At 48.7% G+C, this 13405-nt stretch carries 12 protein-coding genes and 1 riboswitch; of the genes, 8 read left to right on the top strand and 4 right to left on the bottom strand.

Going from position 1 to position 13405, the window contains the following annotated elements:
- Positions 1–3: 3 nt before the first annotated feature.
- The gene (locus tag AC2CG4_RS08000) at positions 4–1053 is read right to left on the bottom strand and encodes a succinylglutamate desuccinylase/aspartoacylase family protein (protein ID WP_484485757.1); all 1050 of its coding nucleotides are present in this window, start codon (positions 1051–1053) and stop codon (positions 4–6) included.
- Positions 1054–1090: 37 nt separating this feature from the next.
- On the opposite strand from AC2CG4_RS08000, the gene AC2CG4_RS07995 reads away from it, so the two are divergent.
- The gene (locus tag AC2CG4_RS07995; RefSeq protein ID WP_484485756.1) at positions 1091–1531 is read left to right on the top strand and encodes a hypothetical protein; all 441 of its coding nucleotides are present in this window, start codon (positions 1091–1093) and stop codon (positions 1529–1531) included.
- Positions 1532–1704: 173 nt separating this feature from the next.
- Here AC2CG4_RS07995 and guaA read toward each other — a convergent pair whose 3' ends face one another.
- A complete protein-coding gene (gene guaA / locus AC2CG4_RS07990) occupies positions 1705–3282 on the bottom strand; it encodes a glutamine-hydrolyzing GMP synthase (protein ID WP_484485755.1) in 1578 nt (525 codons plus the stop codon).
- 115 nt (positions 3283–3397) lie between these two features.
- Positions 3398–4876 (bottom strand): IMP dehydrogenase, encoded by a 1479-nt coding sequence (gene guaB / locus AC2CG4_RS07985; RefSeq protein WP_484485754.1) that lies wholly within the window; start codon positions 4874–4876, stop codon positions 3398–3400.
- Positions 4877–5020: 144 nt separating this feature from the next.
- Between guaB and xseA the strand changes: the two genes are divergently transcribed.
- The 4 genes from xseA to AC2CG4_RS07965 all read left to right on the top strand — a co-directional run bounded on the left by xseA (position 5021) and on the right by AC2CG4_RS07965 (position 8729).
- On the top strand, positions 5021–6376 hold the full coding sequence (gene xseA / locus AC2CG4_RS07980) for an exodeoxyribonuclease VII large subunit (protein ID WP_484485753.1): 1356 nt from the start codon (positions 5021–5023) through the stop codon (positions 6374–6376).
- A gap of 68 nt (positions 6377–6444) precedes the next feature.
- A riboswitch (TPP riboswitch) is annotated at positions 6445–6562 on the top strand.
- A gap of 41 nt (positions 6563–6603) precedes the next feature.
- Positions 6604–7704, top strand: coding sequence for an FAD-dependent oxidoreductase (locus tag AC2CG4_RS07975; protein WP_484485752.1), 1101 nt, complete (start codon positions 6604–6606; stop codon positions 7702–7704).
- 13 nt (positions 7705–7717) lie between these two features.
- Positions 7718–7924 (top strand): sulfur carrier protein ThiS, encoded by a 207-nt coding sequence (gene thiS / locus AC2CG4_RS07970; RefSeq protein WP_484485751.1) that lies wholly within the window; start codon positions 7718–7720, stop codon positions 7922–7924.
- Between the two features lies 1 nt (position 7925).
- A complete protein-coding gene (locus AC2CG4_RS07965) occupies positions 7926–8729 on the top strand; it encodes a thiazole synthase (RefSeq protein WP_484485750.1) in 804 nt (267 codons plus the stop codon).
- A 17-nt stretch (positions 8730–8746) separates the two neighbouring features.
- Here AC2CG4_RS07965 and AC2CG4_RS07960 read toward each other — a convergent pair whose 3' ends face one another.
- Positions 8747–10111 carry an HD-GYP domain-containing protein gene (locus AC2CG4_RS07960; protein ID WP_484485749.1) on the bottom strand — a complete coding sequence of 455 codons (1365 nt, stop codon included), beginning with the start codon at positions 10109–10111 and terminating at the stop codon, positions 8747–8749.
- A gap of 315 nt (positions 10112–10426) precedes the next feature.
- Between AC2CG4_RS07960 and AC2CG4_RS07955 the strand changes: the two genes are divergently transcribed.
- From AC2CG4_RS07955 to AC2CG4_RS07945, 3 genes are read left to right on the top strand one after another with little or no spacing between them, the layout of a single operon-like run.
- Positions 10427–11329 carry a phosphoribulokinase gene (locus AC2CG4_RS07955; RefSeq protein ID WP_484485748.1) on the top strand — a complete coding sequence of 301 codons (903 nt, stop codon included), beginning with the start codon at positions 10427–10429 and terminating at the stop codon, positions 11327–11329.
- Positions 11326–12141 (top strand): HAD-IIB family hydrolase, encoded by an 816-nt coding sequence (locus tag AC2CG4_RS07950; RefSeq protein ID WP_484485747.1) that lies wholly within the window; start codon positions 11326–11328, stop codon positions 12139–12141. Before AC2CG4_RS07955 ends, AC2CG4_RS07950 begins: the two co-directional genes overlap by 4 nt.
- A gap of 13 nt (positions 12142–12154) precedes the next feature.
- Complete coding sequence (locus tag AC2CG4_RS07945; protein WP_484485746.1) at positions 12155–13378, top strand: glycosyltransferase family protein; 1224 nt, start codon at positions 12155–12157, stop codon at positions 13376–13378.
- Positions 13379–13405 lie beyond the last annotated feature (27 nt).

Below are 13405 nucleotides of genomic sequence, written 5' to 3'. Positions count from 1 at the left end.
ATATCACTCATCCGCCATTCGATCTTGAGCCTTACTCACCCCAGTTTCTGGCTCACCCATTTCATCGGTTGAGTCCACGCCTGAATCATCGCCATCCTCTTCATCTATTTCGGATGTTTCGCTGTTAAGCTGGCTTTCTTCAATAAGAATTGCTTCTGGTGTTTGTATTCCTATGTGATAAGCGGCAAAACCAGGCAGCACAACTTGATCCAAAGCCATGCCGATAATTCTGCCGTTGTAAGGCGATCGGATTGTGGTGCGGGCATTGGTGATGGGATCGGTAACGGTGCCGAGAATTTCTTCTTCTTTTACGCGTTGACCCAACGCTGCTTTGCTAAACAAAATCCCGCTTTGATTCGCGCGAACCCAGGCTGAGCGATAATAGACTGGGGCGATACGAGTCCAGCGCGGTTTTTTGCCGTACATACCTGTTTTCGCAAGCAAGGTATTAATGGCATTTACACCCTCCTCAACCACATCACTCTGCATGGCCATAGGCTCACCTGCTTCAAGTGTTATTGCAGGAATGCCTGCACGCACCGCTGCTGCGCGCAATGAGTTAGGGTTGCCGCGGCCGTTTAAGACTGCAATGACACCAAAATTTTGCGCGAGTCGCGCAACACTTTCATCTGATAAATCGGCGCGCAATTGCGGCAAATTGGTGCGATGAAAAGAGCCAGTATGTAAATCGATTAATGCATCGCACTGCAGAATAATTTGACTAAAAAAGGAGTGCGCCAAACGCGATGCAGAACTGCCGTGAGTATTACCGGGAAAATAACGATTCCAATCGCGGCGGTCGGGCAGATAACGGGAGTTGCGGCGGAAACCCATAATATTAGCGACGGGCACACCAATAATAGTGCCGGTCAATTTGGCTGGATCAATATTAAAAATTACCCGGCGAATCATTTCAATGCCATTTAATTCATCGCCATGAATAGCCGCCGTCATACACAAGGTTTTTCCCGGTGTTGCGCCATTAACAACCAGCACGGGCGTCTTTTCACTAAAACCACCTACTGCGGTTTCTGAATTCCAGGTTAAACGCACCGAGCTATTGGGCTTTACTTCACGCCCTAACAGAAACTTGGAAAAGGACAGGGGCTCGACTGGCGAACTATCGCTGGTTTCGTTTGATACTGCGTCGATATTGAACGCAGTTGACGTAGTTAAATCTTGCGCAGAATTTATGCTGGAGCTGCTCGCCTCACTCGATGCTGCCGACCTAATTGATACAGAACTTGATAACTCTGAAGATAACTGCCCTGTCTTGGATTTAACCGCATCCGACGATTCAGCTGCTGCTAATTCACTAATGGCGCTACGACTAACGCTTACAGAGACACTTGAAGATGTACTAGCAGAAGCAGTATTGATGCTCGCATCAACCACTTCCGATAAAACTGAAATCGATGCAGCTGTTGAACTGGCTGCGCCAGAAGAACTAAAAGCGACTGATGAATTAGCCCCTGATGAAAAAGACGCTGTAGCCTGGCTGTGCACACTGGTTTCACTCTGCTGCGATTGAGCAAAACTCACTGGAGCAAGGCAGCTAAGCGATAGCGCGATTGTCAGAAAAAAACCACCGTACAGTCGGGACTTGAACTTCAACACATCAGGCATATCGCTATCTCATCGCTTTGCTATGAAAAACCCAGCAGTTACGCTGGGTTATGAACCGCCGTTAAAACTTGCACTAGGTTATTCCCATTCAATCGTCGCTGGCGGCTTGCTAGATACATCGTAACAAACGCGTGACACACCAGAAATTTCATTAATGATACGACCAGAGACTTTCTCCAATAAATCGTATGGCAAGTGCGCCCAGCGGGCGGTCATAAAGTCGACGGTTTCTACTGCGCGCAGGGAGATTACCCACTCGTAACGGCGGCCATCACCCACTACACCAACGGATTTCACTGGCAGGAATACAGCAAATGCTTGTGATGTTTTGTGATACCAACCTGCTGCATGTAATTCTTCTAGAAAGATTGCATCAGCTTCGCGCAGGATATCAGCGTATTCTTTTTTCACTTCACCGAGAATGCGTACACCCAAGCCTGGGCCGGGGAACGGATGGCGATAGACCATGTCATAAGGCAGGCCTAATTCCAACCCGATTTTGCGCACTTCGTCTTTAAATAATTCGCGCAGTGGCTCAACCAGTTTGAAGGCCATATCCTCGGGCAAACCGCCCACATTGTGGTGCGATTTAATTACGTGTGCCTTACCGGTTTTAGCGGCGGCAGATTCGATAACATCAGGGTAAATCGTACCTTGTGCCAGCCATTTCACATCTTTTAGTTTGGTGGCTTCTGCATCAAACACATCGATAAAGGTGCCGCCGATAATTTTGCGTTTTTTCTCTGGATCGTTTTCGCCTTTCAATTTATTTAAAAATTGATCTTGCGCATCGGCGCGGATAACCGTTACACCCATGTTTTTGGCGAACATATCCATCACTTGGTCGCCTTCATTTTTGCGCAGCAAACCATTGTCTACAAATACACAGGTGAGCTGTGAACCGATGGCTTTGTGCAGCAACGCGGCAACGACTGATGAATCCACGCCACCAGAAAGACCGAGCAATACTTTGTCGCCACCAACTTGTTCGCGCACTTTGTTAATTGCATCTTCAACAATATTCGCCGGAGTCCACAGTGGCTCACAGGCACACAATTGCAAAACAAAATGTTCAAAAATGCGTTGACCTTGTAAGGTGTGAGTCACTTCAGGGTGGAACTGTACGCCGTAGAATTTTTTCGCTTCGTTGTACATACCGGCAATCGGGCAGGATGGTGTCGATGCAAGCACTTCAAAACCGGCGGGCATTTTAGTCACTTTGTCGCCGTGACTCATCCACACATCCAGCAATGCATTACCATCATGATCCACATGATCTTTAATATCTTTAAAGATCGCACTGTCACCCAGAACCTTCACTTGTGCGTAACCAAATTCACGCACATTAGAGCCTTCAACTGCGCCGCCCATTTGCTCGGCCATGGTTTGCATGCCGTAGCAAATGCCAAACACCGGAACACCCAAAGTAAACACAACTTCTGGTGCGCGCGGAGAGTTCAGTTCATGCACAGACTCAGGGCCGCCGGCGAGAATAATGCCCTTTGGATTGTATGCGCGAATTTCCTCCTCGCCCATATCCCAAGCACGAATTTCAGAAAAAACACCAATCTCACGCACGCGGCGCGCAATCAATTGGGTGTACTGTGAACCAAAATCGAGAATAAGGATTCGCTGTGCGTGAATATCGTGAGACATGCTGGTTCCTGCTCAAATAAAAAATAGAGTGATAAATAAAAACGAAAAATGAATTCTGCTTAAATGAAAAACTCGGGTATTACCCGAGTTTTTTTAACGCGCCCAAGCACAAAAATTAACGGCCGCCACCGACAGGGTAATTAGGAGCTTCTTTAGTAATCTGCACATCGTGCACATGACTTTCCCCCATACCGGCGGACGTTACGCGTACAAATTCAGGCTTGGTGCGCATGGCTTCCAAATCTGAGCAGCCGGTGTAGCCCATGGCTGAACGCACACCGCCCATCATTTGGTGAACTATGGCGGTTAATGAACCTTTGTAAGGTACGCGGCCTTCAATACCTTCCGGTACCAATTTTTCTGCGCCTTGGCTTGCATCCTGGAAGTAGCGGTCGCTAGAACCTGAAGTTTGCGCCATGGCTCCCAGCGAACCCATGCCGCGATAGGCTTTATAAGTACGGCCTTGATACAACTCTACTTCGCCCGGCGCTTCTTCAGTACCAGCAAACATGGACCCCATCATCACCGCGTGTGCACCGGCAACGATTGCTTTGGCGATGTCACCAGAGTAGCGAATACCTCCGTCGGCAATTGCGGGTACACCAGTACCTTTTAATGCTGCAACCACGTTGGCGATGGCAGAAATTTGCGGAACACCAACACCGCTGACGATACGAGTAGTACAGATTGAACCTGGGCCGATCCCCACTTTTACCGCATCTGCACCGGCTTCCACCAGTGCGAGCGCTGCGGCACCGGTCGCGATATTGCCGCCAATCACTTGCACATCAGGGTATTTGGTTTTGATCGCACGGACACGATCCAATACATTTTTGGAGTGGCCGTGGGCAGTATCCACCACCAGTACATCTACGCCAGCTTCAACCAAGGCATCTACACGAGCATCGGTATCACGGCTGGTGCCAACACTCGCACCTACACGCAAACGACCTTCAGGGTCTTTGGACGCGCTGGGGTATTTTTCAGCTTTATTGATGTCCTTTACGGTAATCAACCCGCGCAATTCAAATGCATCGTTAACTACCAACACTTTTTCGATACGGTGCTTATGCAGCAGGTTGCGTACTTCTTCGGCAGACACACCTTCTTTAACGGTAACCAATTGCTCTTTTGGCGTCATGATGCTGGAAACGCTGGCATCAAGATTGGTTTCAAAACGCACATCGCGGCCTGTCACAATACCAACCAAATCGCCTTTGCTCAGCACTGGCACACCAGAGATATTGTTTTTGCGGGTCAACGCGATCAGGTCGCGAATAGTCGCGCTGGCATCGATAGTGATTGGGTCTTTTACTACACCGGCTTCGAACTTCTTAACCGCGCGCACTTCAGCCGCTTGCTGCTCAATGGTCATGCTTTTGTGGATGATGCCTATACCGCCTTCCTGTGCGATTGCAATCGCAAGGCGCGATTCGGTCACTGTATCCATCGCCGCTGAGATAAGTGGAATATTCAATTGAATTTTGCGCGTCAACTGGGTTTTCAGAGACACGTCTTTGGGGGTCACATCGGAATAACCGGGCACCAGCAAAACATCGTCAAACGTGAGGGCTTCTTCAGCAATCCGCAACATACCAACCAACCTCAAAGCAGGGGAAAAATAAACGCGAAATTATAGCGACTTGGAGGCCTCTGGTAAACCAAAAACCACAACATCTAGTGTTTAAGGGCAAAGCTGAGGCTAGCCCCTCGCGCCATCATCCCCTAGAATGCGGCCATGACTACCGATCTGTTTAGCAAAACCCCCGAGCGCGAGATATTCAGTGTCAGCCAGCTTAACCGCTCGGCGCGACAGCTATTGGAAACCCATTTGCCCCTATTGTGGGTAGAGGGCGAGCTTTCCAACGTCTCCATTCCCTCCTCCGGCCACTGGTACTTCACCCTTAAAGATGACCAGGCCCAAGTGCGCTGCTGCATGTTCCGCAACCGCAATATGCTGGTGCGTTTCAAACCCCAGCAGGGGCAACATGTGCTCTTGCGCGCGCGCGTCAGCCTGTATGAGGGACGTGGCGACTACCAAATTATCGCCGAACACATGGAGGAAGCCGGTAGCGGCGCCCTGCAGCGCGCGTTTGATGAACTCAAACATAAGCTATCGCAAGAGGGATTATTTAACGAAGCGCACAAAAAAGCCCTGCCCAATTTACCCAAACATATAGGTGTTATCACCTCGCCAACCGGTGCCGCAATTCACGATGTATTGAGCGTACTGGAGCGCCGCTTCCCTGGAATTCCCGTCACGGTCATCCCCGTTGCGGTACAAGGTAAAGAATCTGCCCCACAAATTGTGAAGGCAATTGAGCTCGCCAATCGCGCCGGTTTGTTTGATGTACTACTGCTCACCCGTGGTGGTGGCTCGATGGAAGACCTTTGGTCATTCAACGAAGAAATAGTCGCCCGTGCGATTTTTAACAGCGAGCTGCCGATTGTTAGCGCCGTTGGCCATGAAGTAGATTTCACCATCGCCGATTTTGTCGCCGATCTGCGTGCACCAACACCTTCAGCCGCCGCTGAGCTGCTAGTACCCGATGGCGATGACTGGCTGGATAAATTTATCGGTTTTGAAGTATTGCTTGAAGAGGCCATGTTGCGCCGGCTGCAGCAATGGCAGCGGCACTTACACAATTTGCGTCAGCGCTTGCGGCACCCCCGTGAGCGATTGGAACAGCAGTCGCAGCGGTTGGATAATCTTGAGCTGCGCTTGAAAAATCACATCAAACAGCTGCTGAGTGATTATAAAAATCGCATTCGGCAACTAGAGATTCGCCAGCAGGCGCACCATCCACAAGTGCGCTTGCACCAACTGCAAGAGCGCATTGCAGCGCAACATCAACGCTTGCAAACCGCGCAATATCGTTTGCTTGAGCGCAAGCAAAAAAGCGTGGGCGAGGCGGTGCGCATGTTAAATACACTCAACCCACTCAGTACACTTGAGCGCGGTTATGGCTTGATTACCGATGCGCAAACCCACAAAGTCATCACCAACAGCAATCAGGTAATGCCGGGGACCACTGTCAATGCCCGTGTCGCGCAGGGGGAATTTGTGTGTCGGGTAGAGTCCATTAGCAAATAAACAGCGTATCTACTCATTTAAAAATCTGAGATAGATTGCGAAGTAAATTCATGGCCAGTATATTGGCCACTTTCTTGTCGGAGCGCCTTGGTAGACATTGTCTACACGAAGGCTGAGATGGGTTCGGCCCAATCCGTAGAACCTGAACAGGCTAATACCTGCGGAGGGAACAAGGTACTTATAGCTGCGGCTATTCCCTGCCCTCCGCCTCAAAATTCCGAGGCAATGTGACTAACCAACATCCCCAAACAGTTGCTATCGCCGGTGCCGGTTTGCTCGGGCGTTTGCTCGCCTGGCAACTGCAAAAAGCTGGCATTCAAGTCACGCTATTTGACGCGGGCAGTTTTACACCCGATACACCGCAAAGTAACCGCGCCGCCGCGTTCACTGCAGCGGGAATGGTTGCCCCCCTGAGCGAAGCAGTAGTGTCAGATGCGGATGTTTACCGCATGGGCATTTACGCTCTGCAGCAATGGCCCGCATGGTTGGTACAATTACCGGCAACCGACACACCGCTGTTTTTTAATAACGGCAGCCTTGTTGTTGCACACCAGCAGGACACTAGCGAGCTGGATCAATTTGCGCGGGAATTAGGTTTTGTGTTGCCTGGTTGTACTGGCTACCAACAGCTGAATCAGCAGGAAATTCACCAACTCGAACCCGATTTGCACAGCCATTTCCACCGCGGACTTTTTCTGGCCGACGAAGGCCATGTTAACAACCGCGAATTTTTACGCTTGCTGGGCGATGAAATTATCGCCGTAGGGATTAATGTCCGCGCCCACACACCGGCTGATGTGTTTCCCGGAAAAATCCTAACCGACAGCGGCGCAGAACATTTTGATTTGGTAATTGATTGTCGCGGCTTGGGCGCAAAGAAACAGCTACGCAATTTGCGCGGTGTGCGCGGTGAAACCCTGCATGTAGAAACCAAAGAAATTCAATTGCAACGCCCGGTGCGTTTGATGCACCCGCGCTACCAGTTGTATGTGGTACCTAAACCCAATCACCGTTTTATTATCGGCGCAACGCAAATTGAAAGTGAAGATCGCTCGCCGGTGACGATTCAATCCAGTTTGGAATTAAGCAGTGCGCTCTACACACTATCGCCCGCATTCGCGGAAGCGCGCATTATTGAAATGGATACCAACTTGCGCCCCGCGTTTATGGATAACTTACCCAAAGTGGCGGTGCAAGATGGCTTGATCACCGCCAACGGATTATTCCGCCACGGCTATTTACTCGCACCCGCTGTAGTTGAAAATGTGTTGGCACATATTCTCAACAAACCGGAACCGATTTTTTCTGCCCAGTTAAACTCGCACTAGAAAATACCAAACTATGACAATTGAACTGAGTGTAAACAACGAAAAAAAAACACTGGCTGCCAATACGCTGCTCAGCGATGCATTACAACAATGGGACTATGGCGACAGTAAAATCGCTGTGGCGATCAACGGCGAATTTGTACCCCGCTCAACCTATACCGAGCGCGCATTATGCAACGGCGATCAAATCGATATAGTCAAACCGGTGGGTGGAGGTTGATATGAGTTATCACAAACCAGAAAAAGATTTCACACTCTACGGCGAAACATTTTCCAGCCGTTTTTTATTGGGCACCGCACTCTACGCATCGCCACAATTAATGCGCGACTCCATCATTCAATCGCGCTGCGAAATCGTCACCCTCGGCCTGCGCCGCCAGAACCCGGCCAATCGCGATGGCGATGCCATTTGGCAATACATTCAAGAGAGCGGTTGCCGTTTGCTACCCAATACCGCCGGTTGTAAATCAGTAAAAGAAGCGGTGACACTCGCGGAAATGTCGCGCGAAATTTTCAACACTGATTGGATAAAGCTGGAAGTTGTCGGTGACGATTACAACCTGCAACCCGATCCGTTTGGTTTAGTAGAAGCATCCGAAATCTTGATCAAAAAAGGTTTTAAGGTATTACCTTACTGCACCGATGATTTAATCCTGTGCAAGCGTTTGCTCGATGTCGGCTGTGAAGTATTAATGCCTTGGGGCGCCCCCATCGGTACCGGCCAGGGCTTATTAAATCGCTACAGCTTACGCACCCTGCGCGAACGCATTAAAGATGTACCCATGATTATCGATGCAGGCTTGGGCGCACCATCACAAGCAACCGAGGCGATGGAAATGGGGTTCGATGGGATTTTATTAAACACCGCCGTGGCCAAAGCGCACAACCCACCGATGATGGCGGAAGCCTTTGGCGATGCAATTGATGCAGGAAGAAAAGCCTATAAAGCAGGATTAATGCAAAAACGCCAAACCGCCAGCCCGAGCACACCCACTATCGGCCAGCCGTTTTGGCATCAACAATAAAAAATAGATGCGCGGATTTACCGAATAAAGCCGCTAATTTCCCCAAGCCCGTCTTTTAAACGGCGGGCAATTTTGGGGTCTTTACTTTCACCGGACATCACATACATTTGCATCATTCGGCTCAGGCGCTGTAAATGAAACGCCATCTCCTGTTGCATTAGCGATGCATCAGCCACTACTTGGCTAATGCTGTGCGCCTCTTCGCTCGCCATAGATTCAAGCGACTCACGCAAATCTTCTTTAAATAACAAACTGCCTTTAAAAGTGGTGGCGATATGCAGCACAACGTTTTGCAACGCGTGCAATTTTCTATCGCCATGGGTGTAACCCACTGAAGTTAAACAATCGCGCAAGTGCATAAACCAATTTTGCAAATGCAGATTTTGTTGCAGCATTCGCTCGGCAAATTCGGGCACACCACTGCCACTTACCACATTTGGCAGGGGCAACTCGCTGCGCAAAATCATCGCCGCAACAATTTCACAACTGCGATACAAATATGCGGCGCGGTTCATTTCCAACACCGGAATCACCTCGCGCCAGCGGCGCCCCTGCGCTTTAAAGCGATTGAAATAAATACCCACCATCGCATCGGCAACGGCGAGCACCTGCCCCAATAGAGAAAGTTCACTTTCAACTTTTGCAAAAGGATAGCCAGTGCCGTCACAGCGCTCATGATGCTCCGCTACAGCGGTAATAGTTGCGGGTGACAACTCAGGAACCATCATTAATATTTTGTTAGAAATATCCACATGGCTTTGCACATGAGCCCATTCATCTGCACTCAGCTCATCGGTTTTGTTAAGAATGTGTGGATCAATATGCAACATACCCACATCGTGAACCAGTGCCGCCCAAAACACATCACTCGCATCCTGTACCGGTAAGCGCATTTCTTGCGCGATATACAGCGACCACAAACTCACACACAAAGTGCGCTGATATAAATCCGGCATTTGTGCAGCCATCACGGTCAAAAATTGTTGCACCAATGGCAAACGCGACAGCATCGCACACACTGGCTCAAGTGAACTGAGCGGATGTTTGCGCTCGGCCAATGATTGGAAGTATTCCGTAGACCGAATAATGCCGAGTAGATGCTGAAGTAAATCTTCAGCGGAAATCAAAGTAGTAATTTGAATTGAATTGGCCAGTGGGCGGGCAAGTATTTTATTTTTTAGCTTCGCGATGCTTTGCTGATTGAGCAACTCAGACCGAGCCAGCAGCAACTCACCATCCAAGGTCAGGATATTTTCCACAGCTACAACCGGATTGGTAATTGACAACTTCGCGAGATAATCCGCATAGGCATCCACTTGTAATGGATTCCATACGGATGATTCATCATCCGCTACGAATAACTGCTGCTGATCACGCGACATACATAAAACCATCCATGCAATTGATGTTGAACTGAATAAATTTTATAGATTATTGGATAAAGCGTTGGTGCAATTAACAGCGCCCATGGCTACTGGTACAGTGTAGAAGAAATTTGACTGAGCGCCGCCTCACAATCCAATGCGCTACAATTAATTACAAGTTAGCCCCATTTTGGTTCAATAATTGCAATTTTATATTTAGTGTCCAAAGTTTCTTGACGATTATAGGTTTTTCACTATCTCAGACCAGAAAGTCGCACTGGTTTGGTGCGAAAAACACTCCAGATCAGCTTAATTGCGCAGAATGGAGCCATTATGAACCTTGCCAAGCTAGACAAACTGATTGCCGCAAACGGATTACCCCCAGAGTTTAGAAGCAGTGTGAGCGAGTGGTATCTACCGCTTACCCATGCCATCGCAGCAGAGTGCAGCGAGCAACCCTTGATTTTAGGCATACAAGGCTCACAAGGCAGCGGCAAAAGCACGCTAGCACAATTTATTAAAATCCTACTGGAGGAAAATTTTGTATTGCGCTGCATTGAACTGTCACTGGATGACTTTTATCTGCGCCACAGCGAGCGACAAATGCTTGCTGAGACCATTCATCCTCTGCTGCAAACGCGCGGCGTTCCCGGCACCCACGATGTAGAACTCGCCATCAATACGATTGATGCACTGTGCAAACTCGGCGCAAATGAAAGCATGTTGGTGCCACGCTTTAATAAAGCCATCGACGACCGTTTTCCTCCAGAACAATGGGATAAAGTCACCGGTAAGGTCGATGTGATTTTATTTGAAGGATGGTGTGTTGGTTGCGCGGCGCAAGATGAAAGCGCACTTAACCCGCCCATCAACCGCCTCGAACAAGATGAAGATCCAGAATGCGTATGGCGCCGCTACGTTAACCATGCGCTCGCCTCTAGCTACCCCGCATTGTTTAAAAAAATACAGCGTTTGGTGGTGTTGCAAGCACCATCATTTGATTGTGTTTACGCCTGGCGCTGGCTGCAAGAACAAAAACTGATTGCCAACTGGCAAGCAAAAAATCCGGAGCAAGCAGCAAGATTATTAGATGAAACCAGCGTGCGTCGCTTTGTGTCACACTTTGAGCGGCTCACTCGTCACTGCTTAAACACCTTGCCAGCACAGGCAAATTGGGTGTTAACACTAAATGCAGAACACGAGATTACTCGCTTCATCACCAAGGCAAGATTATGACTAATCCGCACCATAAAAAATTTTTAGTTGCCACTGATCTGGATGGCACATTGCTCGATCACGACAACTACTCTTGGGCAGCCGCAAAAACTAGCATTGACATGCTTCACGCTAGCGGCAGCATGATTGTGATCAATACCAGCAAAACACTCGCTGAGGTTCATGCACTGCAACAAGAATTAAACCTAGATGCACCGTTTATTGTTGAAAATGGCTCGGCCATTTACGCACCTGTCGCCTCACCTGCTGCCCGTTTTTTAAAACCTTACAATGGTGAGTTTTCGCGATTAGTACTCGGTGCAGAAGTAACGGCAATTACTCATTTGCTACACCAATTACGCACACAACATAACTGGCAGTTTGAAGGTTTTAGAGATTGGTCGGTGACAGAGGTAATGCAACACACTGGCCTTGCGCAAGATAAAGCGGCGCTAGCAAAAGAGCGCCAATTCTCCGAACCCATTCTGTGGCAAGACAGCGAGGAAAACTTTTCTGCCTTTTCAAACGAACTAAGTAAACACCAATTAAAAACCCTACGCGGAGGCCGCTTTATTCATGTTTTAGGCAAGAGCGATAAAGGCACTGCACTACTCGCCTTACGCCAACAACTGCCGAATTTTTCTAACGCACAATTGATTTGCTTGGGCGACAGCTACAACGACTTGGATATGCTGCAAATTGCGGATCATCCCGTTTTTGTACGCTCCCCCGCGCACGAATTTCCAGCTCACCAATGCGCCGTGCCGCCAATTTATACCGCCGCCTACGGCCCAGCCGGTTGGCATGAAGCGATTCAAAAAATCTTACAATAATCAGGAGTTTATTATGGGCGATTTTTATCAAAACGGGATTATCACTACGCTGCACAATTTATCGCAGCGTCCACTTTCTGACATGGAGAAAGAACTAAAAACTTTTGCCAAAACCCGCCCTATGGGGCTGATTTTACCATCGCTTTTTTCCGAGCTGGAAGGCGATGCATTAGTCAACATAGTCAAAGAATTATCCACAGTTGATTACTTGGATGAAATAGTGATTGGTCTGGATCGCGCCAGTGAAGCAGAATACAAACATGCATTGGAATTTTTTAAACCCTTAAACCAAAACTTTAAAGTGCTATGGAATGATGGGCCACGTTTAAGAAAAATTGATGCGCAACTAAAAAGCGAAGGCCTTGCGCCGATGGAGGCAGGTAAAGGGCGTAATGTGTGGTACTGCATGGGCTACACCCTTGCATCCGGCAAGGCGGAATCCATTGCACTGCACGATTGCGATATTCTGACTTACAACAAATCCCTATTGGCGCGTTTGCTCTATCCGGTCGCCAACCCCAATTTCAATTATGAATTTTGCAAAGGCTATTACTCGCGCGTCGCCAACTCCAAAATTCATGGCCGCGTAAGCCGTTTATTAGTCACGCCATTAATTCGCGCACTCATGCGCACCATTGGCCACTCCCCTTACCTCGATTTTATCGATAGTTTTCGCTACCCCTTAGCCGGAGAATTTTCCTTTCGCGCCGATGTAATGACCGATATCCGCATCCCCAGCGATTGGGGCTTGGAAATTGGTGTGCTCTCGGAGATGAACCGCAACTACGCCAACAATCGCTTGTGCCAAGCCGACATCGCCGACACCTACGATCACAAGCATCAAGAATTAAGCCCGGAGGATGCCGAAAAAGGTCTCTCCAAAATGTCGATCGACATAAGCAAAGCCCTGTTTCGAAAATTGGCCACCAACGGCGTTATTTTTTCAACGGAGACATTTCGCTCAATTAAAGCGACCTATTTCAGAATCGCACTCGATTTTGTGGAAACCTATCATAACGATGCCCGCATGAATGGTTTGCAATTCGATATTCACAGCGAAGAAAAAGCCGTCGAGCTCTTCGCACGTAATATTTTGCATGCAGGAAAAAGCTTTTTAGAAAACCCAATGGAAAAACCCTTTGTGCCCAGCTGGAGCCGAGTGAGAAGCGCCTTTCCCGATGTTTTATCGTCCATACATCAGGCAGTTGACGACGACATGAAAGAATTTGGACGCTAACTCATAGGCACTGACCAATAGAGTACT

It is taken from the genome of Cellvibrio sp. ATLC23, from assembly GCF_057196725.1.
Note: the sequence above shows the minus strand (reverse complement) of the source record. Positions and strands in the feature narration are given on the sequence as shown.

Coding starts and splice junctions, on each gene's coding strand:
- guaA (WP_484485755.1), bottom strand. CDS start 3,282: ATGTCTCACGATATTCACGCACAGCGAATCCTTATTCTCGATTTTGGT.
- guaB (WP_484485754.1), bottom strand. CDS start 4,876: ATGTTGCGGATTGCTGAAGAAGCCCTCACGTTTGACGATGTTTTGCTG.
- xseA (WP_484485753.1), top strand. CDS start 5,021: ATGACTACCGATCTGTTTAGCAAAACCCCCGAGCGCGAGATATTCAGT.
- thiS (WP_484485751.1), top strand. CDS start 7,718: ATGACAATTGAACTGAGTGTAAACAACGAAAAAAAAACACTGGCTGCC.
- AC2CG4_RS07965 (WP_484485750.1), top strand. CDS start 7,926: ATGAGTTATCACAAACCAGAAAAAGATTTCACACTCTACGGCGAAACA.
- AC2CG4_RS07960 (WP_484485749.1), bottom strand. CDS start 10,111: ATGTCGCGTGATCAGCAGCAGTTATTCGTAGCGGATGATGAATCATCC.
- AC2CG4_RS07955 (WP_484485748.1), top strand. CDS start 10,427: ATGAACCTTGCCAAGCTAGACAAACTGATTGCCGCAAACGGATTACCC.
- AC2CG4_RS07950 (WP_484485747.1), top strand. CDS start 11,326: ATGACTAATCCGCACCATAAAAAATTTTTAGTTGCCACTGATCTGGAT.
- AC2CG4_RS07945 (WP_484485746.1), top strand. CDS start 12,155: ATGGGCGATTTTTATCAAAACGGGATTATCACTACGCTGCACAATTTA.